Here is a 25,662-nt window from a genome sequence, read left to right on the forward strand (position 1 = left end):
TTTGAGGGGCAAGCCGGAAGTGATCTTCCGTTGCCAACACCGCCGGTTTTGACCCCAAGTGGTCACTTAGCCTGCTAGGGCGATCTTCGGATAGACCAGAGGATAGCGTTCGTGAGGATTCGCTGGTAGCGCGCGTCCTGCCAGACCGACGTATCGTGCCCAAGCGCCGTATAGAATACTCGCCCCTCGCCGTAAGATCGGGTCCAGGCGAGGGGCCAACCATAGAACCGTCGATGCACATCCGGCTTGCCAAGGTCCACCGAGCTTTGGTCGAGGCGGAGGAGCACGTGCGATCCGCGATAGTCGAAGTCGCTGATCTGGTAGATTTCGTCCTCGAATGGCAACGAACTGCCGAGAAACGCCACCAGTGGATCGCTGGGATCAACCACCTCGATGGTCACGGCCTGATGCCAGGGATGACCATTGAAGTAGCCGCCGATCAGATCAAGGTAATCCGGCCAAGTGTAGAATGTGTCGATGGCAGAATGTACCCCAAGGAACCCACGGCCCGAGCGCACAAAGTTGAGAAGAGCGGTCTTTTCAGAGCCGCTCATCGGAACTTCTCCGGTTGTGTAGAACATCACCGCAGCGCAGCGCTCGAGGTTTTCGGCCGAAAATTCAGATGTGTCTTCCGTGGCGGAGACTTCAAAGGCATCGGAATTCCTTCCTAGCTGTGTCAGGACTGCCCTGGAGAGCGGTATCACCTCATGCCGGTAACCGGCAGAGTATGTGAAATAGAGGATGCGCTCTGGTGGGCGGCCTGCACGCGCGCCGAGCGGTCGGATCGCCGCTGCGCTGCCGAGGAGCGCGATGAACTCACGTCGCCTCACAGTGGTCTCCCGAACTCTGATCAATCATGTGTTGAAAAAGCTTAGCACATACAAGTCGACAGTTGGGTCGCGATCCTTGAACGAGTTGTGTGCTGTGGCATCCTCCGACCAACCAGATACCGCTACCTCGATGAAGTGATCGAGTAGGACGTTTTGCTGCGCGCTCGAGTCCGCCTACGGCCCTAAGCGGCGGTTTCCCCTGTGACAGTGATACTTCCGCTATCAGGAGCTTAGCGGACGTTGGGGAAAAAGTCTCCGCTAACCTGCGGCCGTTCGCGTTGGAGTGCCGCCGCGCTCGAATTTTGCAGGGCCTGCCCTCTTCGGACCCGCCCCGCCTGAGGCTAACGACCATCATCTGGAGTCTTCTTACCTAGACGCGCGCGAAAACCTTCCCAAATCGGCTCACGATACGGCGCGCCATGAGGCGAAAGTCACCACCAATGGCGATGATGCCGCCAGCCATAGTGGTGGCCGCGGTACCAGCCGTAGTGGTGGCCGTGACCGCCGTGATGGCCCCACCCATGCCCGTGGCCGCCTTTAACCTGAATAATTGCTTCATCCGCTCTGCCCAGCGCATAGGGTGTTGCTGCGGGCATAGCCGGCACTGACATTGTTGGTGCAAGTGCAAAGGCACAGCCGGTAAGTCCGGTTACCAGAAGCCGTTTCATTTTGGTGCCTCCGACTTTGTGGCAAATGCTCCTGCGGACTATCAGTCCCGTTCTTGCAATGTTGACTGAACGGAGCATTCAGAGTCCGTTCAGAACCGCAGCGACCGCTAGTAGCACCACTTCGCCATTTCCCCGCCATAGGCGCGGCTATACCGCCAGTAACCTGTGGGCGCTTGCGCGCTCGCAAATATGGACTGATCAAGCACTGTGCCGTGCGGCCTGATGCCGACGCGTTGCACTGCGACAGCGTTAATTGCGCTTTAACTGCAAATCACTGATGCATAGCCAAGCGGCCATTGCCGTGACAGTTGCGGGCAAGGTGCACAGGGCGCGAGCACGCGCTAGAAGAGGACCACACCTAGGCCCCAAATGATCAAAAAGAATGAGATGAGCAGTCCCGTACAGCTGCGCCCGACGACGGCCTTGAGAGACTCTACGTCGACACTGCGTCCTGATAGGCGGGAAATTGTCTGAACAAGCGCAGTCATGGCAAGGCCTCCGATTTGCGCAAGCCAAATACATCTGTCGTCGGAATGTGTGTGTGAGCTAGGACACAGAAGTGGGCAGCTGGTGACCTGCATCGCCCCGACGACGTGAGAGCGCCGGCGGGTATTTGTTTGACAAAAATCGTGATGGATACCGCGAGCGGCCGCCTTGATGCCGCCGCGGGTGGCGATCAAATGAGGCGCTGGGATTAAACCAGGGCCTTGCCGATGTTCCAGGAACTGATTGACGACTATCGACGTCAGGCCGCGCAATACATTGCGGACGCGCTCGAGTTGGAGTCCGGCCGCTGGCGTGACCAGGACGGGGACGAGTCGGTAGCGACTGCTGCACGCAAGCGGGGCCTTGCTGCCATGTTGTTTGGATTGGCTGACGCCTATGAGGAACAGGACCGCTAGCGTCGCGTGCGGGGCTTCGGTGCCGCGCCCCATTTCTACGGCAAAGGAGGCACCTCAATAACCCCTTTTAGGACTGCGATGATTACGTCTTTCACGTCGTCCTTTTCGACGTAAAGGCTCCTGATATTTTTCGGCTGAGTTGGCTTGCTTTGTGGTCCGGTCTTCTCTTTGACGAGACCGGGCAGCGAGTTGGCGATCATCTGAGCGAGGGTATCAATTTGATCAGGAGTCATGTTTCAGGTCTCCCTGCCTAGCCGAGGAACACTAGTAAAGCCGAGGCCAAGCTGACGCCGGGCTGCGGGCCCGCGCTTCCGTCCTACAAAAAATGCGCCGCCAGGCTCGAAATACAATGTCCTGGCGGCGTTCTATTCCAGCTGGTGGCTGCAATCCCCAGCACCGATAACGTAGCAAGCGCAAATGCCGCGGACTGTGAAGCGCGTCACACCGACCAGGCGGCTGAGATAATAAAAGCAAGTAGGGCCGCCGGCTGACCTCGAAATCACCGGCGGCCTAGGCCGAACAATTGCAATGGCGGTAGCCCGGTGCGATCTCCCTGTCCGTCCCTGCCTCCATGGCACGGCCATCCTACGAGGACAGGCTGACGTGAACCTCACAGGGGTGCGAGGATTCGGTTTCGCGTCCAATCGCACAGGACGCGCAACCAGCGCGGCTGGCGGCACATGCTAACCGGCAGTTAATGTGATCAGCCTACAATCTAAACCAGATTTACGCGCTAACGCGTAAAGGAGCCGTCGCGATAACGATCCAGCGGCGGCTCTCTCTTTTTTATTCACTCAATTGAGGTCAATGCCAGTGACCAAGACATCGGAAGCACAGATCCAAACCGAACAACTCGAGTCCGCAATGCCGATCAGAAAAAACAGCCGGAAATCGATCTTGGCGCTGTCGGTGTTTGCTCTAGGCCTAAACGCTACTGCGGCCGTCTATACACTGTCGCCTTCCGATTTTGCCTTGCCGAATCTCACCAATTTGGCCGAACTGCTTCCGCACCAGGAGGCTTCCGATCCAATATCGGATCCGGTTGTCGCCGCATTAAAGGATGTTCAATCGGCCCAGCAGCAACATGTTGCCCTGCTGCAAGAGAATAGCTCCTCGTTGCAGCAAAACACAGCTCTGCTTCAGCAGGACTCAACTACGCTTGCTTCTCTAAGAGAGAGCATCACGGATGAACAAGTCGATGTGAAGAAAATATCTGCTCAGATAACGGATGAACATGTCGACGTGAAGAAGATGTCCGCTCAGATCTCCACGCTTATAGCGAAGGTTAACTCGCTACAGAACGCAATTGCGCCAGAGATAACCTCCTCCATTCCAAAAGGACGTGCTCGCGCCCGGCTGTCGGGAGTGACGCGCAACAGGTTGGCTCGGTCGGCTAAGCCTGCAGGAGCTGTTTCGATTGGCGGCGTGCCGCTAATTATAGCGCCTGCATCAGTACGGGGTCCGTCACAAAGCCCAGAAGGCTAAGCTACTACTGCGAAGAGCAGGCCGCGGGGTTTCGGTCGCGCGCTTTGACTAAGCGGGAAGGCAAGCCGTTGCTCCGTGCGATGGTAGCCCGCGATGGCGTCTCTCCGGCTGTCGCCACGTTAGCCGCCAGCTGCCTTAGCGCCAGACAGCGAGCTACGAACGAATTCCCGGTAAATCGAATTGATGATGGACGCCAACATAATCGCACCCGTTGCTTGATTGGGGGCATCAGAATGGATTCGTGTTACAGGCCGGTTTCGTGAGTTTGGGGAATGGTTTCATCTGACATGGCCCGGCAAAGGGCTACGCGCGAGGCGGGGTTTCGGTGCGGGCTCTAGCCGCCGGCATACCTTCATCCAGCGGATCTTCGCCGCGAAGATCACGCGCCGCCTCGTTCACGATCGCGATGATCTTGCGCACCATATCGTCGCGGTTGGTTCCGGCCTCACCTTTGACCAGGTAGCGGACGCGGCGCGGATCTCTGCCTTGGCGTCGTCTTCGTCGTTGAAATGAAACTCATACAGCGCCCATGCGTGGTGGGTCCGCAGTCCGTCCCGAGCGAGAAGGTGGCGTAGGCGAGCGGAGCTGGAAACGCGGTGCCGATACGCTGGGAGAGTGCGTAAGATCGCGCCCTTCGCCAACTTGACCGCCGTGATGTGAGGCCGCCTCGATCGGCGGCCTTAGCGTTACTTTTCCGGCACGTTCACGGGTGGAAGCGGCGCTGTCGGCAGGATCGTAAACTGATGCGGGCGCGGCAATACCATTGCCAACGCTACAAAAGCGACCGTGATGATGACCAGCCCCCGCATGCTGGAACCTTACACCGCGATGCGGTGTGTTCACAATGTTGCAGAAGTCGGGTCAGCCATCTCGTCTGCAATGACCATCCTGAGCGGCTGTGCGGCCAAGGATGATCATGCCGGATGCTTCGCTACCGGCAGCAAATCCGGGAGAGAGGTAAGCCGCCTCAACCGAACCCGGCCTCGCCGAATAAAAACACGCCGCGGAGGGGCGCGAAGCGAGGGTTGATCTCTCTCGCGCGGGACCGTCAGGCAGCGGGCACAACTCGTACCCGATATCAGCCCGATCGACGGGGCGCGATGAATAATTAGGAACATGTGCAGGTGTGTGCAGTTACCTGCATGTAATTTTTGAGACCGACACAAACATCGTGGTGGATTTGCGCGCTCCTTGCGGTCCTTCAAAGATTGGGACCGTGTCTACTTTGCACCCCGGGGTCCCAGGCACGGGCAACGGCAGCAATCAAAAGCTTCGATCCGATGTGTTCATTAAAGCCGGTTGGCTCGGCGCCAGCGAAATCGGTTAGCCACGTTTTCAGTCTGGCTTTGCCGTCATGTTCGATGCTGTCGAGATACTCGCGAACAGGATGGAAGGGGTTCTTCTTTGCCACCGCTTCTACGGCCTGGGCCGCGGTAGCCACATTGACAGCGATCCCTTTGTGCTGAAGCCAATCCGTAACAAGCAGATCGTCCTGCGGCGTCCAAGGGCGCTCTTGCCATTCCAACTGCGTGCCCCACGGCGGGGACTCAACGATCGTCGTTTGATGGGAGAATTCATCGTACGCCAGACAGCCTTGCCAGGCCGGCGCGTCTCGCAGTGCGGTCATTGCATTGGCCAGTAGTGCCTTCGGCGCACCGGTCGCGGTAACGATCAGATGCTCCATCCACGGTTCTTTGTCGGCGGCAGCCTTTGTCACGTCCTGCCACTCCAGTTCGACAGGACCGTCTGCAGGGATTCCAATTCGGCCGCCTTGACGGTTTCGCAGCGTGGCCAAGCTTCCGGCTCGAGCGAGGCGATAGCCATGCCCCGCCCGGGCTTCTTCATTCCTGTTTGAAATTGCTCGCTCATTGCGCCACCCCATAGGCAAGGGTCGCGATGGACCGGGCGGTCTCCTGGCAGTAGAAGAACAGCCGCCGCTTCCGTGCTTGAAAATAAACCGGAGCGGGGCTAGATTGTTGGACACTTACTCAGGGGTTTGCGACTTTGGGGCCGGCTGAGCAGAGCCGGCCCTTCGTATTTCTGGGGGCAGGGGAGCCGGCCCCGATAGTTCTGACATCTCTAATCTCCTTACCGCTCAATGTCGGAACGGAAGGGGAAACAGTCAGAATTGATGTTGAATTTGCTTCGGTCTCAAATGCCTCCTAATCAGCGGGTCCCAGGTAGCAATCATGCTGCGGGTTGTTCCGAGTGACCGTACCGTTGTGGCTACGAGGCTCTGCCGTGAGATTCGACGGACCTCGCGTAGCGGATGAGGCCAGCAATCCGGCACGGCCGTATTTATTCAAGCTGCGGTCGCCGGCCGGGTTCGGGCGCGATGCTGCGCGAGAGCCAAACGCTCGATGAGGCCCTTACGGCCGTAGTGACACCATTTGTCATTCATCAGCTGATCTGCCTATTGTACGGTGGCACCTCACGCGATTGCGTGCAGGTCAACACCGTCACGTTACCCAAGACACACAAGCTCCCAAAAGGACGCTCGCGAGTGATGGTGCTGCGGTGCCGCCGCTAGGGCGATCCAGCTTTCATGCCCTGTAGCTGGCGCAACGGATTGAGCGGAGCGAGAGGGATAAGCTCGAACGTCATAAGATGGGCTTGGCCAAGCGGCAGCTTTTGGAGCAATTCGCGCGCGGCTGCCGTGTCCGTTAGGTTCAAGATGAACGCCACACCCATACGTCCCTGCAGCGAATACCACTGGTCGATCTTGCCAGCCAAGTAGAGGTCAACCGTCTCCCCGACTTCATTCGGCAAAATTGCGCGAACTTTCGCCGGATCGACACCCGCAGGCACGGTGCCAATGGCGAGGATTCTCGTCGTGGGCGTTGGCGGATTGTCGGCTTGTGCGTGTCCGGCGCCTGCGCCCATCAGGCTGAGGATCAGCGCGACCACGCCAGAAACGAGAGCGTTTTTCATTTCGTCTTCCTTATTCCTTGTGTTTCGCCAGGAGTGCCTGCCCCAACCCGGCGCTCGGTTCGAATTTGTTTCGCGTGAATGTGTATTGGGCACCTTCCATGCGCCCGATGAGATCCATGTTCGTCGCGTCGATATGGAAACGGGCGGCGTCGAGTACGGCTTCGTCGCGAACATGCAGCACAACGATGCGCCCGAGGATCAGGCTGAAGCCTCCGAGCCGGATTTCCTGCATGAATTTGCATTCGAAAGAGGCCGGGCTTTCGGCGATCCGGGGCGGCGCGACCAGTTCGCTGGGCACTGTTTGAAGTCCCACCACCGCGACCTCGCTGACATACGACGGAAACGGCATGGAGCTGGCGCGCATCTTTTCCGCCGCGGAGAATGGCACCAGATTGACGACGAATTCTTCCGTCGCGCGGATGTTGAGACAGGTGTCCTTCGGCTGTGTCGGGGAATTCCGACCGACGCCAATCGCGAGCGTTGGGGGTTCGGTTCCGAACGCATTAAAGAAGGAGAACGGTGCGGCGTTCACGATGCCATTCCTGTCCTGGGAGGTCACCCAAGCGATCGGTCGCGGCAACACCGTCGCCAGCAGCAGCTTGTAGCGTACCTCTTCAGTGAGGGATTCGAATTCGAATTTCATGGCGTTCCTTTTCACGCTAAAGGCCGTTTTCTCTGAGCCAGACGGCGATGGCTCGGCCGATGTCGGCTCCGGAATCTTCCTGGATGAAATGACGTCCGGAGACCGTGACTTCGGTCTGGTTTTTCCAGCTTCGGCAGAATTCGCGTGGTAGACGGGTCAGGATTGTGCCGGGCTCGGCATTCACGAACAGCTTGGGCACGTCGTTCTCCGACATCCAATTGGCGTAGCTGTCCGCGATTGCGACGACGTCGGCTGGTGTTCCCGCGATCGGGATCTCGCGCGGCCATGTCAAGGTCGGCCAGCGGTCAGCGCTGTTGAGAAACGGTCGGCGATATTCCGCCATTTCAGGATCTGACAGCTTTCGCAGCACCAGATCCGGAAGAACTCGCTCGATAAACATGTTCTGATTGAAGATGAGCTCTTCGCCCTCGTTCGATCGTAGTGCCTCAAGCACTGGACGGAGCTTGCTCGCCCCATCGGCCGGTGTGAACGGGCGGACGATGGTCTCCATATAGACGATGCCGCGCGCGCGATCGCGATGGTGATTGGCCCAATCGAAGCCGAGCGAACCGCCCCAGTCATGAACGACGAGCAGAACCTTTTCGTGCAGACCGATCACCGCATCGATAAAGGCCCAGAGATGATAGCGGTGCGTCGTAAACCGGTAGGTATCCGGCCGCACATCCGGCAGTTTTTCAGAGTCGCCCATCCCGATCAGGTCCGGCGCAATCAGACGGCCTCGCCCCTCGAGCGGCGGCATGACGTTTCGCCAGATATAGGACGATGTCGGGTTGCCATGCAGGAACAGGATCGGAGCGCCTGTACCCTGCTCGTGATAGGCCATGTCATGACCGAGCGCTCTGACAGTCTTCTTCTCAAGCGGTTGTTGGGACATGTCTGGCTACTGACGGCCCTCGCGGCTCACCGAATTCTTGGGTGTTGGACTACAGATCAACGGGATCAGGCGGCGGCGCGGAAAAATTTGAAATCGTTGAGGTCGACCGAAATAAGCGACCGGTCCTTCAGCGGCGCCCTGTCAGGGCCACGGGCATAAATGCGGCGTCTTGTCGGGAATACGAAGCCATCGAACGTCTGACGGTCATAGATATAGTGCGCGATAACTATGTTCTGCCGGACATCGACAGTGTAGTCTTGCCGGCGCATCAGGCCTTTGCTGTCGAAATAGTGGGTCTGCTGCTTCGAATGCGATGGGTATGAATCGGGATAGGTGACCTTCAGCGCACGCCACGTTTCGCCCTCTTCGCCCCAGGGCTCAACTTCCTCGCACTTCACACCATCCTCCAGAAACGAATAGGGCAGGGTGAAGTACATCCATAGCGCATAACCGACAAAGTAAAGCACCTGGGGTGCAGTCCACGGGTCTCCCAGGGCCACCGTCCTCAACGTGTCACGAGGATTATCAAGTGCTTCGATAGGGCGGCCATCGGACGACTCGACGATGGTCCGATGTGGACGGTAAATGCCCTTCTGCCCGAGCGCCACAAACGGTTCCACAACTACTTTCTGCTCGGTTGTATCCACCAGTATCTGCATCGGCAGCGCCGCGAAGGCGTCTCCGACCGGTCCCCTTTGCGCGAAACTGGGCCCCGAGGCGCGAAAAGCCGCGGAGATCTGCCGTACCTGCTTCCATCGTTCGAGCCCGCCATGGGCATCGATGGTCATCTTGACGAGGTCATGCATGTGTCGTGTCCTTTCCCGCGCAAAGACGGCGCGGACGATCCGTTGAAAAGCTGCCCCTGCGGCGCCGTCGATGAAAATGACGGGCTTCGGAATTTTGACGAAGCTCCGGTGCTTACTTGCCCTGGATCAACAGGCCCAGCGGCGCGAGCGGGCCGACCGGCATGAGATCGTATTTCGCGAAGCCGCCCGTCACGAGCGGCAGCGTATCCAGCTCCGCCTTTGCCTGATCGACCGATTCGACGTTCATGAGAAAGATCACGCCCGGCGCGTCTTGGCGGTACCAGAACTGCTCGATCTTGCCGTCAAGATAGTGCTTGAGGGTAGCTGGCACTTCCCTCGGCATGACCTCCTTCCGCTCGTCATCCGATACAGGCTTAACGATCGATCCAATCGCGATGATCTTCATGGTTGTTCTCCTCGTCAAAACGTCGTGTTCGAGGATGAGAAATCTAAGCGGCGTCCCCAAATTCGCTATCGTCGCAAACGCCAACTTCGAGGTTATTCACGCCATGCGCATTGCTGTGCTCGCTCTGGAAGGGCTGTTCGATTCGGGACTCGCGTTAACGCTGGACGTGTTTGCGACTGCTAACCTGCTTGCAGCCAGGTTGATGAACGGAACACCCCGTTTCGACCTGACGATTGTCGGCGTTCGACGGAAGGTCCGATCCGGCCACGGCCTCGCAATACCCGTGAAAGCCATCGCGCCAGATCTCAAGCCGGACTGGGTGGTCGTCCCGCCCCTGAAGGCTACGCGACCGGAAACTTTGATACCCGTTCTCGACCGGCCGGATGTGGGTCGGGCCAAAGCGCAGCTACGGAGATGGCATGCCGAAGGTGTGCCGATCGGCGCTTCGTGTATGGGCTCATTCCTACTCGCGGACGCCGGACTTCTCGATCATCAGCAAGCAACGACAACATGGTGGCTCGCACCGCTGTTTCGGCAACGCTATCCGAATGTCTCGCTCGACGAGAGCCGTATGCTCGTGCCGTCAGACGTGGGCGTCACCGCAGGTGCCGCGATGGGACATCTCGATCTCGCTTTGTGGCTTGTCCGCAAGGCCAGCCCGGAACTGGCGACCCTCGTCTCGCGCTATCTCCTAGCTGACATCCGCTCGTCGCAAGCGGTCTACATCATCCCTAACCACTTGGCACAATCAGATCCTCTCATCCTTCGCTTCGAGCAATGGGCACGGCAACATCTCCAGGACGGGTTTTCGCTGCAGGTGGCCGCCAAGGCACTGGCGACGAGCGCGCGGTCGTTGCAACGCCACTGCCAAGCCGTACTCGGCAAATCACCGCTCGCCTATTTCCAGGACCTGCGGGTCGAACGCGCGCAATCTCTTCTTCACGGCAGCGGCCTCGACGTCGACGCTATCGCGGCCGAGGTCGGTTACGTCGACGGAGCCACCTTGCGAACACTCTTGCGTGAGCGCTTGGGACGGGGAGTGCGCGATCTTCGTGCCGAGCTGCGCTGAGGGCCGCCGGGCGTACTGGTCCAACGGAACTCGTTTGAAGTCGATGCCGGTTCGCTGAGCGCCCTCGTCGAGCGCTCTCATGGCCTCGCGCCGGCCAACGGTCCACAGCGGCAGGTCCGATTGGCGCAAATGACATTAAAATTGGCAGTTGCGAAGATACGAAATGCCCCGTCCAGGCTCTACAAGAGCTTGGTCGCCAACTAGGGCTCGTTGTTGCCGTCATCGCGTGGCTCGCCGCACGCAGCATAGATGCCGCCGACGAAAGCAACAGCGAAGGACATGCCCGAGCGGCACCTTCGCATGGTGCGCCAATGTCGCGCGCACCTGCGGCGCCCGCTCGCGTCCGACATCGTCCGTCGCCGGTCAAAGAGAGAAGCCAAAATGCATATGATCGATTGGAATACCTATCGTGGGCAGGTTACCGCTGGTGTCGGTGGTCTTGCCAGGCTCAGTCCCGACACCGTGAAGGGCTATGGTCAGCTCGGACAGGCGAACGCCCGCACTGGCAGCCTCGGCGCCAAAATGCACGAGCTGATCGCGTTGGCTGTCGCAATCAGCCTGCGTTGCGACGGGTGCATCGCCACACACACCGCCGAGGCGAAAAAGGCTGGCGCGACCAAGCAGGAGATAGCAGAAGCTCTCGGCGTTGCCGTCAGCGTGAATGCGGGTGCGGCGATCGTCTATTCAGCCCGCGCCCTCGACGCACTGGATGCGTTGAACGAAAGCTGAAGAGCCTGTCGACCGTCGCCACGTTGTGCAACTTGGAATTCCCCGGCCCGGACCTCGCGCGCGCCGCCTAATCATACGGAGATCCTCACGTGACTGAGCTCACCAAAGGCGTCGCTCTCATCACCGGCGCTTCCGCCGGGATCGGTGCCACTTACGCCGATCGTTTGGCGCGACGGGGTTACGACCTAATTCTGGTCGCGCGCCGTGCCGACCGCCTGCAAGAAATTGCCGAGCGCATTACCGGCGCGACGCGCCGCAAGGTCGAAACTGTAGTCGCCGATCTCAGTGACCGCACCGATCTCAGCCGAATCGAGGACATCCTGCGTAACGATGTGCGGATCTCCCTGCTGGTCAATAACGCCGGCCTCGGCCCCGTCGCGCCGCTGCTAGATTCCAATGTCGAAGCGATGAGTAATGTCATCGCTGTAAACATCGATGCCCTGATGCGCCTCACCTACGCCGTGGCGCCGAAGTTCGTGGAACGCGGCGCCGGTTCGATCATCAACATGTCGTCTGGCGTGGCGATCGGCACCGAATTCCTGAACGGCGTCTACAGCGCCTCCAAAGCATTCGTGCTGGCCTTCAGCCAATCGCTGAAGCACGAGCTGGCAGACAAGGGTGTCCGCATTCAGGTGGTGGTGCCCGGTGTGGTCGCGACCGAGAGCTGGGCCAACAACGGCATGCCGGTGGAAAACCTGCCAAAGGAGATGGTGATGTCGGCCGACGCCATGGTCGATGCGGCTTTAGCTGGCTTCGATCAGGGCGAATTCGCCACCGCTCCCTCTCTGCCCGACAAGGCGCAATGGGACGCGTTTGACCAAGCCCGTCAGGCGATGTTCCAGAACCTGTCGCGCTCTGCTCCGGCCGCGCGCTACGGCACAACGTCCGCCTGACGACTGCGAGCTGCTGGCGAGCATGTGGAAATCAGGACCTGGAAACGACGACACTAGGAGGCGGATATGATCGAGCCAGTCGATAGCCTGGAGATTACGGTTATCGTCGATAACGTTACCGATAACCTTTCATCCAATCCAAAGTACGTGGAAACAGAGGCCGCTGGAGCCTGGCGGCGCGGAATGAAATGGCTCGGCGGAAAATGTCTTTGCTGCGCCGCTCACGGCTTGTCCTGTCTGATTACAGCCCGCATTGGCGACACGTCGCACTCACTTCTCTTTGATACAGGACCCGACGAGTGGGTGTTCGAACGGAACGTCGTCCGGCTTGGCCTCGATCTCGGGACGATTGGCGCGATGATGCTTTCACATGGACATTGGGATCATGCAGCAGCGATGCCAAGGGCATTGCAGATGATCACGTTGGCAAACGGGGGAAAGCCTGTCCCAACTTACATGCATCCTGAGATGTTCGCATCCCGAGCGATCATGAATTCGGTAGGCCGCATGCTGCCCGTGGAAGATATTCCAAGCCAGCAGATGCTTGCCGGCAACGGTGCACAGTTAATCGTCACAAGAGATGAACAGTCGGTTCTATCGAATTCATTCTACCTGAGCGGTGAGATCCCGCGTGTCACAAGTTTCGAGCGGGGTATGCCTGGCCAACATAGGCTTGGCGCTAACGGAAAATGGGAGTTGGACGAACTCTTAGCGGACGAGCGGTTCGTTGCTGTGCATATCGCCAATAAGGGCTTGTTTGTGTTTACGGCCTGTTCGCACGCAGGTCTCATCAACGTATTGACCCATGCAGGAAGTCGCTTCCCCGACGTTCCGATCTACGGCGTACTGGGCGGCTTCCATTTGTCGGGTACAACAGAAGGTATCATTCCAGACACTGTCGAAGCGCTTGAACATTTCAATCTTGGTTTGATCGCTGCAGCGCATTGCACTGGTTGGCGGGCAATCGGCGCACTGGCAACACGGTTCAAGGATCGAGTCGTACCATCAGCGGTCGGGAAGCGTTTCCTTCTTTAAATCCGTGCTTGTTCACTCACGAACGGTGTGAAATTTGGTCACGGCGCTCCTGAATGGTCGCATGGTCCCCTTCACCTTCACGGCAACGACGCAACGAGACGGTGCAGATCCTGCTCAGCTTGGCGCTTGGGCTGGCCTGTCGGGGGCAATGCGGAAACCGAGGTTGCCAAGTTGCGCAAGACACACGTCGTTCTCGACAATGCGATATGGTCCTCTCTTACGACTCGGCATTCTAACTTCGCCGAAGGTAACGGACGGGCTTGTCGTTATCCAGTTGAAGTGTCGCCACTCGGCGCGGTCGCGGATGCGTCCGATGCGAGCTTGGAGGCCCTTGCCTCGCTGCTTCGGCCGAATGAGGAAATTGCCCTGGGCAGCCCGACTGAACTCTTGTCGGTCGGTGGCCTTGAGGCGTTTGTGCGTATGACACTGAGACAGATGGTAAGATCATCTCTTAGCCGTCCAACTGCGACACAAAATGTGATCCGACTAGGCCTCGCCGATGTGGCCGACATGCTCGCCTTAATCGAAATCGCAAAGCCCGGCCCGTTTCGTAGCCGAACACCCGAGTTGGGCCAATATTTCGGGATCCGAGTGGACGGGCGCCTTGTGGCAATGGCGGGGGAGCGTCTGCGCCCCATCGGATATACAGAGATAAGTGCCGTGTGTACTCACCCTCACTATCGAGGGCGAGGATATGCACGTGCACTACTAGAGACACTCGTGCGAAGCGTCATCGACCGGGGCGATGTGCCTTTCTTGCATGTGGAAAAACATAATCAAGCGGCATCCCTTTACGAGAAACTTGGCTTCTCGGTACGGCAAACGATCCACCTTGTTGGTCTGAGGAAACCACAAGCTCCCGCCCCATAGTGACGACGTCCCGTGCTCCGGGTTGTAATTTGCGGTAGCTCCTGCTGCTATCTTCTGGTTCCAGACGCAAGCCTGCCGCCACCGAACGAAGCGATTGTAACAACTGGTGCGGGGACCATAAGCTCTCCGGCAGAGCACGCCATGGCGCGCTTGAACGGAGGACCCAAAAGCTGCCATTGAGCACGCGACGGTCGTTTACACGCCGAGCGCGACGCGTCTTGTTTGGAAGCAGTGATTGATGACTGCCGAAGCGGAAATGGAACGTGTGTCCTTTATGGCTCCCGCTTTGCAACGGAGCGCAACGGCTCACGATAGGCACCGCCGTCATCGCGAATATCTTCCGACATGTCGGAGACTCCGCCACGGTATCGGCGCACTACGGTATAGAAGGCGGGCGTAAAGAGAAGTCCAAATGCCGTCACGCCAAGCATTCCGGCGAAGACCGCCGTGCCGAGCGACTGCCGCATCTCGGCACCGGCGCCCGTGGCAACAACCAGCGGCGCCACGCCCATAATGAAAGCCAGAGACGTCATGAGGATCGGACGAAGGCGGGTACGCGCGGCACTGATCGCAGCTTCGTACAGATCGACACGCTGCTCTTCAGCCTGCCGGGCGAATTCCACGATCAGAATGGCGTTCTTCGCCGCCAATCCAACCAGGACGACAAAGCCAATCTGGGCAAGGACGTCGATCGGCATCCCCCGCAGCGACAAGCCGGTGACGGAGGCCAACAGGCACATCGGGACGATCATGACGACCGCGAGCGGAAGCTTCAAGTTTTCATACTGAGCCGCGAGAACGAGGAAGACAAACAGCGCGGCGGCGCCGAACACCAAGATGGTCGGCGTTCCCCGAAGCTGCTGCTGGAACGCAATATCAGTCCATTCGAAGCCAATGCCGGGAGGAAGGACCTTCTTCGCCAACTTTTCCATGCTCTGAAGCGCGGTGCCGGTCGCAACGCCAGGAGCAGCCGCGCCAATGACATCGGCGGCCGGGAAGAGGTTGTACCGTGGCACCCGGTAGGGCACATTCTTGTACGATAGTCCGGCGACCGTACCGATCGGCACCATGTCGCCGAAGGCATTGCGTGCCTTCAGGCGAGCGATATCTTCAGGATCGCGCCTAAATCTTCCATCGGCTTGCGCAATGACCTGGTAGGTTCGGCCGAGATAGTTGAAGTCGTTGACGTATTGGGAGCCGAGGTAGACCTGGAGTGTCGAGAACACCTCTGTAGGCGTCAGCCCGACTTTCTCCGCCTTCTCGCGGTCAATATCTGCATAGATCGACGGCGACCGCGAGCCAAAAAGCGTGAACACGCCGGCGACGTCCGGATCCTTGCTGGCAGCCACGACTAGGCTTTGGGTTGCCTTAGCCAGCGCGTCTGATCCAAGCCCCGCGCGATCCTGCAACATCATTTTGAATCCGCCGGAATTTCCCATACCCTGGACGGCAGGCGGCGGTATCGTGAGAATGTAGGCGCCCTGAATCACCGAGAGCCTGCGGCGCACATCGGCGAGCACAGTGTTTGCGGTGACGCCGGCGACGTGGTGGCCATAGAGCGACGGCAATCCAAAGAAGATCGCTCCGGCGTTGGACGCAAAGGTCAATGTTGTCGCATCCAGGCCCGCAAACGGCGACGCGTGCTCGACCCCCTTCGTGCTCAAGATGATGTCAGTCGCCTTCTTGATGACAGCTTCGGTCCTTTCCAAGGTGGCGCCAGGAGGAAGCTGAACGACGGTGATGAGATAGCCTTGGTCTTGCTCCGGAATGAAAGCGGTTGGAGTCCGCGCGAACTCGAGTCCTGCGATCGCAATCAGCACAACATAGGCGACCAGAACGAGACCCGCGGCATGGACGAGGCGGCGGGTCAGCCTTCCATAGGTCGACGACATCCATTCGAAGCCGCGATTGAACCTTCCGAACGTCGCATCAAGGACGCGCGCCATTCTCGACGTACCGCCGTGGTGCTCGTTCTGATGGGCCCTGAAAAGAACAGCGCAGAGCGCCGGGCTCAAAGTGAGCGAAACGAAGCACGAGATCAGCGTCGACGCGGCGATGGTGGCCGCGAATTGACGGAAAAACAGGCCGGAAATCCCTGAAATGAACGCCGATGGCACGAAGACGGCACACAAGGTCAGCGCGATTGCGACCAGCGCGCCTCCAACCTCATCCATGGTGACGCGCGCGGCCCCGACGGGCGTCATGCCGCGTTCAAGGTTGCGTTCGACGTTCTCGACCACGACGATGGCGTCATCGACCACGATGCCAACCGCCAGGACCAAGCCGAAAAGCGACAGATTGTTGATCGAAATGCCAAGCGCGAGGAGAATCGTGAATGTGCCGAACAGCGATACTGGGATCGCGATCACCGGGATAATGGCCGCGCGCCAGCTCTGCAGGAAAAGGAAGACCACGCCGACGACAAGAAGAATGGCGACAAAGATCGTCATGATCACCTCATCGACGGACTTGCCGACAAAGGTCGTCGGATCGTAGATGATTTTGTAGGCCAATCCCGGCGGAAAGTCCTTGGAGAGCGTCGCGATCGTGGAGAGCACTTCATGCTCGACCGCGAGCGAGTTCGCTCCCGGTTGCGCATAGATGAAGAGAGGCATGCCCGGATCACGATCCGTCCAGGCCGTTGCACCGTAGTCCGCGGCGCCGACCTCGACGCGACCGACATCGCCCAAGCGCGTCACCCGCCCATCCGGATCGGATTTCAGCACAATGGATTCAAATTCCTGCGGCGTCGTCAGCCGGCCCAGCGCCTCGACATTGACCTGATAAGCGCGTGAGGAAGGGGTGGGAGGTTGATTCAGAATCCCCGCAGGCACTTGGATATTCTGCGCCTGCAACGCCGCGAAGACTTCCGACGCATTCATGTTGCGCGCGGCAACACGATCCGGATCCAGCCAGATCCGCATGGCATACTGCCGCTCTCCGATGATCTGGACGTCGCCGACCCCGGGCAGGCGAGCCAACACATCCTTGATGTGCAGGGTCGCGTAATTGGACATGTAGAGCGTGTTGCGCGATCTGTCCGGGGAATAAAGATGGACGGCAAGCAAGATGCTCGGAACCTTCTTACTCACTTGAACGCCCAGGCGTTGCACATCCTCGGGCAACCGCGGCAAGGCATCCTGCACGCGGTTCTGCGTGAGCATTTGGGAGACGTTCAGGTCGGTACCGATACGGAACGTGACGGTGATCGTGAGCTTGCCATCCGCCGTGGACTGACTGCTCATATAGAGCATGTTCTCCACGCCGTTGATCTGTTGCTCCAAAGGGGTAGCCACGGTGCGCGCCACGGTTTCGGCTGAAGCCCCAGGGTATGCCGTCGTGATCTGCACGGTCGGCGGCACGATCTCGGGATACTGGGCAACCGGCAACACGAACATCGCGCCGATGCCGATGAGAGTTAGAAAGACGCTCAGAACCGCCGCAAAAATGGGCCGGTCGATGAAAGCATGGGTGAAACGCATCGGTCCGCTCCTTCTTCAACCTTGGCCGTCGGCTGTCGCTTGGAACCGGATCGAGCCCTGTTGGGGCGTGACGCTAGCCCCAGGCATCGCGCGGACAAGGCCATCGATGACGACGCGGTCATCCGGCGAAAGACCCGACTTGATCACACGCAGCCCGCCCCGCACATCGCCCGTTTCGACGATCTTTGGGACGACCTTGCCTTCGGCGGAAACCGTCATGACGAGATGCTGTGATTGATCGAGCAACACCGCCGAATCGGGCAGCAACAGAGCCGGTGACGGCGGCGCGATGGTGGCGCGGATACGGGCGAATTGCCCGGGCGCGATGTTAAGATCCGAATTGCTGACCGTCGCGCGCGCACGAATGGTGCCACTTGCGCGGTTCAGGGCGTTATCCAAGAAATCCAGCGTCCCCTCGCGCTTGAAATCCTTTTCGCCGGTGAGGTTGATGAAGACCTTCTGATTTGGGGCGTCTGGATGACGATTCGTCTCGCCAATATAGGTTAGATAGTCGCGCTCGCTCATATCGAAATTGAGGTAGAGGGGATCAAGCGAGACCAGGGTCGCAAGCAGCGTCGTCGGGCTCGTGGCGGCCCTGCTGCCAGCGATCAGCGCCCCGATCGACACCTGGCGTTCGCCGATCCGGCCCGTGAACGGAGCCGTCACCCGGCTATATTCCAGGTCGAGCTTAGCATCGCGCACGCGGGCTTCGGCATCGTCTACAGCCGCGTGCGAGGCATCCTGATCGTTCGTTCGCTGGTCAACTGTTTCCTGCGTTGCGAATTCGTCTCGTTTGAGCGATCGCGCGCGTGAGAGCTCATTGTTCGCCAGCGCGACGCGGGCTTTAGCCGTTTCCAGCGCCGCATTTGCCTGCGCGAGCTTGATTTCGTAGGGCCTCGGATCGATCGTGAACAGTAAATCGCCCTTGTGGACGATTTGACCATCCTTAAAATGAATCCCAACCAGCGTTCCACCGACCTGCGGGCGCACTTCAACGCGATTGACAGCCGCAAACTGGCCCAAGAATCCGAGCCGAGCGTCAACGTCCTGCTGCAAAGGCTTACTGACGGTTACCGGTGGTGCGGCCGGCGGTTGCGTTACCGGCGCCGCCATTTTCTCAAACCGCACGTAGCCGGCATATCCAACGATGACCAGAAGCCCCAGGCCGCCAAGCCACCAAACCGAGCGCCACCGCTTAGTGGAGGGCGCACGGACCGCTGTCTTCAATTGCGAGGGATTGACCGTTTCGTTCATGACGATTCCGTGCCTTCCGTTGATAGTCGTTGCATGCGACGGAAACAGCAGCATCGCGTTCGGCGATTTTCCGTTTGACCTCGCCGAAGGGTCGACTCGAACAGGCAAGAGCTAGGCCCGTGAGCAGCGGCCTGGACTAGGTCGGCGCAAACTAGGCCTTGCTTTGTCCAGCATGACTGTCAGGCGCTAGAGAAGGCGCAGCCGACACCGCGATCTTGCGGGCGGCAATCTCTGCCGCCATCAGGGCCGCGGCGGCGAGCGCTGCGGCGATGTAGCCCAAGGCGTAGCTGCCGAAGAGGTGAATTCCAGCCGCCCCGATCAAGCCGGCCAGCGTCACACCGAGGAACATTGCAGTGTTGTTCAGGCCCAGCGCGAGCGGAGCGATGTGCGACGCGATGCTGACGATGCGGTGCTGCTGCGGCACGACGGCGCCCCAACCGCAGAATCCCCAAACCAGCATGGCCGGAATAGCCGTTACAAGGCTACCGCTGGTCCACGGCAACAACACGAAGTCGATCATCAGGAACGCAAGCAAAGTGACCAGCACTCTACCATTTCCGATAACGTCGATCAGTCGGCCAACCACGAATGTCGAGACCGTCCCTGAGACACCCCAGAGCACGAGCAGCCCTGCCAAGTTGGTCGGATTACCATCGGTCGCGCGATCAAATACGACAGCAAGATAGGTGTAGATCGTGTAGGCCGCCCCCAAGAACAAGAACGTGGTCGCAAGCGTGAGGCCCATACGCGTATCAGCCAAAGGCGAAAGGCGCTGACGCAACGAAATGACCGGCAGCATCGGTATGTGAGAAAGCAGGACCGAGATGCCGATCGCTGACATACCCGCAAGCAGGGCTACGAACACCATGGTCCAATGCCAATCGGTCAGTCCTCCGATCAAGGTTCCGATCGGAGCGCCGAGCGCCGTGGAGATCGTCAAGCCCATGGTCACCACAGAGAGCGCAACACCCCTACGTTCTGCCGGGACGATCGAAGCAGCCGCGGCGGTCGCGGTCGGCGAGAAGAGTGCTGCGCCCAATCCCGCCACCACGCGTGAAACGATCGCCAGCGCGAAGTTCGGAGCCATTGCCGTGCCGAGGTTTGCAAGCACGAAAACGATGAGCCCCGTGATCAGCAGCACCTTTCGCGAGATATGCCCTGTCAAAGCGGCGATAGTCGGAGACAGTAGCGCATACGCCACGGCGTACACGGTCGTTAACTGCCCTGCCGCACCAATACTGACGTCGAAGCTTCGGGACATTTCGGGAAGCACGCCCGCAACAACGAAATTGTCGGTGCCGAGCGCAAACATGCCAAGGGCTAGAATAAGCAGTCTCGTGTCCATCGCTGGTCTCATTGTTTGTTTGGTTCCTCGCGAGGTGCCTCGATCGCACAAGGCGTATCGATGCTACCTCGGAGGAGAATTGGGTTCGGCGGCGCCGGCTCGACCGGCTGGGAGCGCCGCTAAGGATACGCTCGCCTACTTGCCTTGAATGAGCATGCCGAGCGGCATCAACGGGGCCACCGGCAGAAACTCGTAGGACATGAGCTTGTCGGCAACGAACGGCAGCTTGCTCAGCGTTTCTTTGGCTTCATCAACGGAAGCGACGTTCATTAAGAAGATCGGGCCGGAGCCTTCGCGAAACCAGAACTGCTCGACCTTACCATCCAGATAGAGCTTGAGTGTCGCCGGGACTTCGGTCGGAAGATGCACTTTGATGAGGTCAGGTGTTAGCGCCGGGCTGGCGGAGGCAATCGCGAAAACTTTCATGGGTCATCTCCTTAACGTGGCTTCGAAGCGTACTTCGATCGCAACCAAATTAAGTGGTCATCCGCCTTGATCGTAGTGTCGTAAACGACATATTTGATGCCATTGACGACATTCGTAATGCGATTTTTGATATCCGCCGAGAGGAGGCAGGCCGGTACGGCTTCAATAGCGTCGTATACGACATTTTTGATGTCATTAGCGACATTGACTCAAAAAGAGGGACGTGAGACTTTCGCCACAAAAGAAAGCGTTCTCCTCGGCTCGGCGTCATGTTTTAGGCCTCGAGTCCGATCACCAGAAATGCCGAGATATTCAGGGGACCTTGTGTCGCGAATGCTATCGTTGAGGCATGTTAGGTCATGAAAATTGTCGTCCTTGCACTTGAGAGTTTTTGGGACACAGGGCTTGCCATCGTTCTCGATGCATTGAAGCTTGCCGATAGATTTTCAGCGGCGCAGATGGGCGGCACACTTCGTTTTGATGTTTCGATCGTCGGCGTACGGAAGCGCATTCGCTCTGGCCAGGGATTCATAATACCCGTCAACACCATCACGCCCGATTTGAAGCCGGACTGGGTCATTATGCCAGCACTGAGCACTGGGCGACCGGATCAACTGATCACAAGGCTTGGGCAGCGCGATATCGCCCCGGTGAAGCGGCAATTACGCAAATGGCACGAAGGAGGCGCCCGCATTGCCGCTTCCTGCATCAGCGCATTTGTGCTGGCGGAAACGGGACTTCTCGATCATCGGGAGGTAACGACGACTTGGTGGCTTGCGCCGTTATTCCGCCAACGCTACCCGAATGTCTTGCTCGACGAAACCAGAATGCTCGTGGCATCGGACATCGGCGTGACGTCCGGCGCGGCCATGGGACATCTCGATCTTGCGCTGTGGTTGATACGCCAGGCCAGCCCGGAGCTATCGTCCGTAGTGTCGCGTTATCTTCTCGCCGACCTGCGTACCCTGCAGGCGGCCTATATCATTCCCAATCATTTGGCGGAGGCCGATCCTCTCATTGAGCGTTTCGAACGCTGGGCGCGCGATCATCTCAAGGATGGCTTCTCGTTGAAAGAACTTGCTGAAGCATTGGCAGTGACTCCGCGGACTCTTCAACGCCGCTGTGAAGCGGTGCTCGGCAAATCGCCCCTGGCCTACTTTCAGGATCTACGGGTGGAACGCGCGCAGTCTCTGCTCCACGGCGGTCACCTCGATGTCGATGCGATCGCGGCCGAGGTAGGCTACGCCGACGCGACCACGTTACGCACGCTGTTGCGCGAGCGCTTGGGACGCGGAGTGCGCGAGCTTCGCGCCAGCCTTCGTTAAGCACGAGGCAATTTGAGAATAAGCCATCTTTCACCAGGATCGGAAGACAACGATGGTCGAGCCGGTCGACAGTCTTCGAAATCACAGTCATCGTCCAACCCGAGTTCTCTAGAAGCCGGGGTTCGGTCGCAGGGAATGAAATCGCTCGTTGCGCCGCGCATTGCCTCTCGCTTTTGATCGCCACCTGGACCAAATCAAGCCTTGGAGTTATCTAAGTCACGAATGATCATGAGCGCGTGGTGCTTGCCATCTCGCGGCAGGCAACAACGCTTGGCCGACGCCAGTGTTCGCGCGTTGATTGCGACGCGCAAATTGGCCGCAGGGGCGGCGATCAACATGATCAACCTGAAGTCAATCAACGCGGCATCAGCCTCGCCCCTTCGGCCGACTTGGAAAGTCACCGGACAAAGTGCGGAACGGCTTCGGTTGCCTGCGCGATTCAAATCGCGCCATCTCCAAACTTTGGAGCAGAGGCCGCGCCTTCCGGATTACTGCCTTCCGCGTTGCTCCAGGTCGAAAACGTCGCAGCTTGGCCGAACGGCCGGCCATGATCGTCGACCAGTTGCCAAACAATTGCCTTCTCTATCCAAAAGCGGCGGCCAGATTTCGCTATTCTCAAACCACGGTAGTCGTCAATGAATCCATTGGTGGTGACAGCGTCCAACAATCGCTGCCGTTCCGCCCTAAACGGTTCTTCGGCCGACAGGCGAGACGGAAGCGTGATGAACTCTTCCCAGCTGTAACCAAAGCAGGACTGCGCGGTATGGTTAGCATAGATGAATCTCGGATCTGGCTGTCTGTTCTGGGCGAGCACCACAAATGGAGCATCTTTATAAAGCCAATGCGGACCTTTGCCGTTCGGAACGAGCGGCGTTCCGACAATACGATCAAAGCTTTTCGTAATCAGGGCGAAGAATTCTTGATCCGTCCTAAGATCGCGAGCATCTGAGTTGTCGTAAATATCCATGCTAGACCTACCGTTAGCTGTCGAGATCTCTTACCCAGATCCCCTTGGGGCCGGGCTGCGCTGCGGCCCGGCGACGCCACCGGTTGCCCCGGTAGCGCCGGCAATGAGGACGGTGAGCTTCCCGGACACCACCGCTTACTTGCCTTGGATCAGCAAACCGAGCGGCGCGAGAGGCCCGACAGGGAAGATGTCGAATGCAAGGAAACCGTTGGGCACGAGCGGCAGCCCATCGGTGATCTTCTTGGCGTGCTCGGACGAGTCTGCATTGATGAGAAAGATCACGCCGGGCTTATCTTCGCGAATCCAAAATTGCTCGATCTTGCCGTCGAGGTAGAGCTGAAGCGTGTCCCGGACTTCACCCGGCATAATCCGCTTCCTGTCTTCATCGGACATCGGTTTGATAACGTTGCCGATCGCGAAAAACTTCATGATTATTCTCCTTGCCGTCGATTGTTTATGACGATGCCAAACCAACTTATGGCGCGTCCCACATCTGCGTTATGGGCGGAAATGACATTTTTGCTGTAATTTGCGCCAAGAGACATGTTTCGCAGCTGCTGGCAAAAACGCTGTATTCGTCAGCATTCGATTCATTGGACCAGACGACGTCGCAAGGGATTGGTGCGAAGATCCGAACGGGTGCCCGTGATGAGCGCGGCCGAAATAACCCTACCCGCTTGCAGGACAAACGAGATGGCCAGCCAGACGCTGTGGTGCGTCGGTCAACGGATGCATTGACGAAGAGAAGTTTGCGATCTTGCCATTTTGACCAAGGGCTTAAGGGGCCGCCATGCGGGTTATCGCCTTCGATGACGTGTCGAACTCTTGTTGACGAGCGCCAGCTTCTTGATGGAAACCGGTCGTCAGTGCGTAGTTGCTCTATTGCCCTCTGTCGGATTCGATGTCGGCAGCACCGCTTCAGTGCCCGCGATCGTACTGCGGACGGACAGGCTGTCGCCGTTCCGCCTGATCTCGATCACACCAGCAACGTTTTGTGCCGAGAGGACTACACTCTGGCCCGGTGCGAGCACTGACACGACACGGAACGGAACACCCGTTTCGCCTTGCGCAAGAGTTGTGACGACATGAAGCCCATCTCGCTCGATGGTATAGTAGGCGATACCGGATATCCCGCCAAGATCGACGCTCTTGGCCTCCATCGGACGCACGCCGTCGGCATGCGCGGCCCCCAACGAGGCAAGGACGAATGCGGTGACGAAGAGCATGTTTCGGATTGACATAGTGATCTCCTTGTCGCTGTACAGAACCCATCTAGCGACGATCCTGATCAAGACTTAAAGTCGTCACCGCTGTGGTTATTGGCGTCGCTGACGGCGCGGCTTATCGGACGTCCGACAACTTGACCAAGCCGCTCGTTAACTTGCTCCAAACTAACCTTGGAAGGGACGCTTTTGCATGATGATCGTCCTTTAATCCCGCACGTGGGAGCCTCGAGCCAAAACTTAAAGTCCCGACGGCGGTAACGAAGGAATAAAAAGGTCGTGACCTTCAAACTCCACAACGCCTGCGATCTTTCGGAATTAGTCGATTTCGTCAAATCGATTGTGGCTGGATGTCGGAGAGGGTTTCAGCCGCGCGCCGCTTCATAATTGCAGCCAGCGAGGAAGGGCCTTCGCGATCTGACGATCGCCCTCGAAGTGCAAGGCGGTGCCGGCCGCATCTTTCCATCGAACTTGGCCGAGATAGACGTCGACATAGTCCCGAATATTGCCTCGAAGTGTGAGGTCGACGGGAAATCCCGGGTCCTTCATGCAGACGTCAACACTGGATCGTCCCAGGATCAGCCACATGATCCGGAACTTCGTGCGGCTCGCCGGTACCCCTGAAAAGTCGAAACGCACGACTATGCGACGATCCGGCAGCGCCTTCATGTCGACACGCCGCCGCAATCCCCAGACCAGAAGGGCCGGATCGAGATCGGAGTGATTGATCCGATCCTGCGTGTAGGTCAGTCCCCACTGCGCGAGCGCGGCGACGACCGCGCGCAAGGCCTCCCCGGCGGGCGTCAGACCATATTGGTGACCGGCGCCTCCGGCGCGCTGCCTCCGCTCAACAATCCCATGCGCCTGGAGCTCGCGCAGCCGCGCGACCAGGACCGCCCGGGAGATCAGCGGCACGCCGCGACGGATGTCATTGAAGCTGCACGCACCTTCCATCAGTTCACGCACGATCAACGGAGTCCAGCGAGCGGCTAGAATTTCAGATGCCTTCGCGACCGGGCAGAACTGACCATAGCTGACCGACATGGAGTTCACCTAGTTATCGGCAGGCGAAACCGCCAGTCTGTAAAACAGACTTGGCCCAACGGTCGACGCCGCCTAAATCTCGGCGTAACGCCGCGATCCGCGGCGTCGTTGCCGTCGCATTCAGCGACGCCTCGCGGTCCCGACGTTCGCGCTGCAAGGAATACTTTGAAATGACCGCTTTCCTCCCCGTCCGCGGCTCGCGGCACCGTAGCTGGTCCTGGTCGCGCGTGCGTCGTCTGCTGGCTCATGAGAGACACCGCCTGTTCACGCCGACGCTGACAGGTGTCGGAGTGCGCTCCCATCTTCGGAGCCGCGACGTCAACCTCGACACCCATGTCGCTGATGTCACCAATCTCATGTTTTAGGGGGAATTGCGGGACATCGTCCGGTTGGACATTGCCATGGCGGCTTCGTCGCGCGGCACGCCGCTGACC

The 25,662-nt window shown here is 58.8% G+C and carries 28 protein-coding genes and 2 pseudogenes; 9 read left to right on the forward strand and 21 right to left on the reverse strand.

The window, feature by feature from the left end; genetic code table 11:
• Nucleotides 1–74: 74 nt before the first annotated feature.
• Together A3AI_RS0103770 and A3AI_RS47205 are read right to left on the reverse strand one after the other, a co-directional pair.
• Nucleotides 75–830, reverse strand: a complete 756-nt coding sequence (locus A3AI_RS0103770) for a ThuA domain-containing protein (protein WP_024514293.1) — start codon at nucleotides 828–830, stop codon at nucleotides 75–77.
• A 370-nt stretch (nucleotides 831–1,200) separates the two neighbouring features.
• On the reverse strand, nucleotides 1,201–1,389 hold the full coding sequence (locus A3AI_RS47205) for a hypothetical protein (protein ID WP_036047419.1): 189 nt from the start codon (nucleotides 1,387–1,389) through the stop codon (nucleotides 1,201–1,203).
• A gap of 822 nt (nucleotides 1,390–2,211) precedes the next feature.
• Between A3AI_RS47205 and A3AI_RS0103780 the strand changes: the two genes are divergently transcribed.
• On the forward strand, nucleotides 2,212–2,400 hold the full coding sequence (locus tag A3AI_RS0103780; RefSeq protein WP_024514295.1) for a hypothetical protein: 189 nt from the start codon (nucleotides 2,212–2,214) through the stop codon (nucleotides 2,398–2,400).
• 35 nt (nucleotides 2,401–2,435) lie between these two features.
• Here the strand turns inward: A3AI_RS0103780 and A3AI_RS42105 are convergent, their stop codons facing one another.
• Nucleotides 2,436–2,633 (reverse strand): hypothetical protein, encoded by a 198-nt coding sequence (locus A3AI_RS42105; RefSeq protein WP_036047421.1) that lies wholly within the window; start codon nucleotides 2,631–2,633, stop codon nucleotides 2,436–2,438.
• Between the two features lie 574 nt (nucleotides 2,634–3,207).
• On the opposite strand from A3AI_RS42105, the gene A3AI_RS0103790 reads away from it, so the two are divergent.
• Nucleotides 3,208–3,885 (forward strand): kinetochore Spc7 family protein, encoded by a 678-nt coding sequence (locus tag A3AI_RS0103790; RefSeq protein ID WP_084800816.1) that lies wholly within the window; start codon nucleotides 3,208–3,210, stop codon nucleotides 3,883–3,885.
• A gap of 1,134 nt (nucleotides 3,886–5,019) precedes the next feature.
• Here A3AI_RS0103790 and A3AI_RS50180 read toward each other — a convergent pair.
• The 8 genes from A3AI_RS50180 to A3AI_RS0103835 form a co-directional block, all read right to left on the reverse strand.
• Nucleotides 5,020–5,133 carry a VapE domain-containing protein gene (locus tag A3AI_RS50180; protein WP_502685728.1) on the reverse strand — a complete coding sequence of 38 codons (114 nt, stop codon included), beginning with the start codon at nucleotides 5,131–5,133 and terminating at the stop codon, nucleotides 5,020–5,022.
• Nucleotides 5,087–5,602, reverse strand: a complete 516-nt coding sequence (locus A3AI_RS0103805; RefSeq protein WP_024514297.1) for a VapE domain-containing protein — start codon at nucleotides 5,600–5,602, stop codon at nucleotides 5,087–5,089. The genes A3AI_RS50180 and A3AI_RS0103805 overlap by 47 nt, the downstream gene beginning before the upstream one ends.
• The gene (locus A3AI_RS48665) at nucleotides 5,599–5,754 is read right to left on the reverse strand and encodes a hypothetical protein (protein ID WP_198030054.1); all 156 of its coding nucleotides are present in this window, start codon (nucleotides 5,752–5,754) and stop codon (nucleotides 5,599–5,601) included. Before A3AI_RS48665 ends, A3AI_RS0103805 begins: the two co-directional genes overlap by 4 nt.
• 657 nt (nucleotides 5,755–6,411) lie before the next feature.
• A complete protein-coding gene (locus A3AI_RS0103815; protein ID WP_024514298.1) occupies nucleotides 6,412–6,816 on the reverse strand; it encodes a muconolactone Delta-isomerase family protein in 405 nt (134 codons plus the stop codon).
• 10 nt (nucleotides 6,817–6,826) lie between these two features.
• Complete coding sequence (locus A3AI_RS0103820) at nucleotides 6,827–7,459, reverse strand: flavin reductase family protein (RefSeq protein WP_024514299.1); 633 nt, start codon at nucleotides 7,457–7,459, stop codon at nucleotides 6,827–6,829.
• Nucleotides 7,460–7,475: 16 nt separating this feature from the next.
• Nucleotides 7,476–8,354, reverse strand: coding sequence for a haloalkane dehalogenase (locus tag A3AI_RS0103825; protein ID WP_024514300.1), 879 nt, complete (start codon nucleotides 8,352–8,354; stop codon nucleotides 7,476–7,478).
• A 65-nt stretch (nucleotides 8,355–8,419) separates the two neighbouring features.
• Nucleotides 8,420–9,160 carry a hypothetical protein gene (locus A3AI_RS0103830; protein ID WP_024514301.1) on the reverse strand — a complete coding sequence of 247 codons (741 nt, stop codon included), beginning with the start codon at nucleotides 9,158–9,160 and terminating at the stop codon, nucleotides 8,420–8,422.
• A gap of 112 nt (nucleotides 9,161–9,272) precedes the next feature.
• Nucleotides 9,273–9,566 carry a hypothetical protein gene (locus tag A3AI_RS0103835; protein ID WP_024514302.1) on the reverse strand — a complete coding sequence of 98 codons (294 nt, stop codon included), beginning with the start codon at nucleotides 9,564–9,566 and terminating at the stop codon, nucleotides 9,273–9,275.
• Here A3AI_RS0103835 and A3AI_RS0103840 point away from each other — a divergent pair.
• From A3AI_RS0103840 to A3AI_RS50185, 5 genes are all read left to right on the forward strand, one after another.
• Entirely contained in the window at nucleotides 9,565–10,635 is a 1,071-nt protein-coding gene (locus A3AI_RS0103840) for a GlxA family transcriptional regulator (RefSeq protein WP_349509681.1), read from the forward strand. The genes A3AI_RS0103835 and A3AI_RS0103840 overlap by 2 nt on opposite strands.
• 381 nt (nucleotides 10,636–11,016) lie before the next feature.
• Nucleotides 11,017–11,364 carry a carboxymuconolactone decarboxylase family protein gene (locus tag A3AI_RS0103850; protein WP_024514304.1) on the forward strand — a complete coding sequence of 116 codons (348 nt, stop codon included), beginning with the start codon at nucleotides 11,017–11,019 and terminating at the stop codon, nucleotides 11,362–11,364.
• Nucleotides 11,365–11,453: 89 nt separating this feature from the next.
• Entirely contained in the window at nucleotides 11,454–12,257 is an 804-nt protein-coding gene (locus A3AI_RS0103855) for an SDR family NAD(P)-dependent oxidoreductase (RefSeq protein WP_024514305.1), read from the forward strand.
• Nucleotides 12,258–12,323: 66 nt separating this feature from the next.
• Nucleotides 12,324–13,292, forward strand: a complete 969-nt coding sequence (locus tag A3AI_RS0103860) for an MBL fold metallo-hydrolase (RefSeq protein ID WP_036047422.1) — start codon at nucleotides 12,324–12,326, stop codon at nucleotides 13,290–13,292.
• A 510-nt stretch (nucleotides 13,293–13,802) separates the two neighbouring features.
• The gene (locus tag A3AI_RS50185) at nucleotides 13,803–14,162 is read left to right on the forward strand and encodes a GNAT family N-acetyltransferase (RefSeq protein ID WP_502685731.1); all 360 of its coding nucleotides are present in this window, start codon (nucleotides 13,803–13,805) and stop codon (nucleotides 14,160–14,162) included.
• Nucleotides 14,163–14,204: 42 nt separating this feature from the next.
• Here A3AI_RS50185 and A3AI_RS49195 read toward each other — a convergent pair.
• The 5 genes and pseudogenes from A3AI_RS49195 to A3AI_RS0103880 form a co-directional block, all read right to left on the reverse strand.
• A pseudogene (locus tag A3AI_RS49195) lies at nucleotides 14,205–14,394 on the reverse strand (transposase); the annotation flags it as partial.
• 40 nt (nucleotides 14,395–14,434) lie between these two features.
• The gene (locus tag A3AI_RS0103865; RefSeq protein WP_024514307.1) at nucleotides 14,435–17,644 is read right to left on the reverse strand and encodes an efflux RND transporter permease subunit; all 3,210 of its coding nucleotides are present in this window, start codon (nucleotides 17,642–17,644) and stop codon (nucleotides 14,435–14,437) included.
• Between the two features lie 15 nt (nucleotides 17,645–17,659).
• Nucleotides 17,660–18,898: an efflux RND transporter periplasmic adaptor subunit gene (locus tag A3AI_RS0103870; RefSeq protein WP_024514308.1), complete on the reverse strand. Its 1,239-nt coding sequence runs from the start codon at nucleotides 18,896–18,898 to the stop codon at nucleotides 17,660–17,662.
• A gap of 151 nt (nucleotides 18,899–19,049) precedes the next feature.
• Complete coding sequence (locus A3AI_RS0103875; RefSeq protein WP_024514309.1) at nucleotides 19,050–20,243, reverse strand: MFS transporter; 1,194 nt, start codon at nucleotides 20,241–20,243, stop codon at nucleotides 19,050–19,052.
• A 135-nt stretch (nucleotides 20,244–20,378) separates the two neighbouring features.
• Nucleotides 20,379–20,669 carry a hypothetical protein gene (locus tag A3AI_RS0103880; RefSeq protein ID WP_024514310.1) on the reverse strand — a complete coding sequence of 97 codons (291 nt, stop codon included), beginning with the start codon at nucleotides 20,667–20,669 and terminating at the stop codon, nucleotides 20,379–20,381.
• 359 nt (nucleotides 20,670–21,028) lie between these two features.
• Here A3AI_RS0103880 and A3AI_RS0103890 point away from each other — a divergent pair, with 359 nt between their 5' ends.
• Complete coding sequence (locus tag A3AI_RS0103890; RefSeq protein WP_024514311.1) at nucleotides 21,029–21,994, forward strand: GlxA family transcriptional regulator; 966 nt, start codon at nucleotides 21,029–21,031, stop codon at nucleotides 21,992–21,994.
• Nucleotides 21,995–22,433: 439 nt separating this feature from the next.
• Here the strand turns inward: A3AI_RS0103890 and A3AI_RS0103900 are convergent, their stop codons facing one another.
• From A3AI_RS0103900 to A3AI_RS42115, 5 genes and pseudogenes are all read right to left on the reverse strand, one after another.
• Nucleotides 22,434–22,961: an MEKHLA domain-containing protein gene (locus tag A3AI_RS0103900; RefSeq protein ID WP_051382280.1), complete on the reverse strand. Its 528-nt coding sequence runs from the start codon at nucleotides 22,959–22,961 to the stop codon at nucleotides 22,434–22,436.
• A 135-nt stretch (nucleotides 22,962–23,096) separates the two neighbouring features.
• Nucleotides 23,097–23,390: a hypothetical protein gene (locus A3AI_RS0103905; protein WP_024514314.1), complete on the reverse strand. Its 294-nt coding sequence runs from the start codon at nucleotides 23,388–23,390 to the stop codon at nucleotides 23,097–23,099.
• Nucleotides 23,391–23,587: 197 nt separating this feature from the next.
• Nucleotides 23,588–23,721, reverse strand: a pseudogene (locus A3AI_RS49200) (TrbI/VirB10 family protein); the annotation flags it as partial.
• A gap of 103 nt (nucleotides 23,722–23,824) precedes the next feature.
• Entirely contained in the window at nucleotides 23,825–24,202 is a 378-nt protein-coding gene (locus A3AI_RS45075) for a hypothetical protein (RefSeq protein WP_024514315.1), read from the reverse strand.
• A 363-nt stretch (nucleotides 24,203–24,565) separates the two neighbouring features.
• Nucleotides 24,566–25,228, reverse strand: coding sequence for a winged helix-turn-helix transcriptional regulator (locus A3AI_RS42115; protein ID WP_036047424.1), 663 nt, complete (start codon nucleotides 25,226–25,228; stop codon nucleotides 24,566–24,568).
• 170 nt (nucleotides 25,229–25,398) lie between these two features.
• Here A3AI_RS42115 and A3AI_RS45080 point away from each other — a divergent pair, with 170 nt between their 5' ends.
• Complete coding sequence (locus A3AI_RS45080; RefSeq protein WP_024514316.1) at nucleotides 25,399–25,593, forward strand: hypothetical protein; 195 nt, start codon at nucleotides 25,399–25,401, stop codon at nucleotides 25,591–25,593.
• Nucleotides 25,594–25,662 lie beyond the last annotated feature (69 nt).

This window comes from Bradyrhizobium sp. Tv2a-2 (assembly GCF_000472425.1).
Classification (GTDB): domain Bacteria; phylum Pseudomonadota; class Alphaproteobacteria; order Rhizobiales; family Xanthobacteraceae; genus Bradyrhizobium.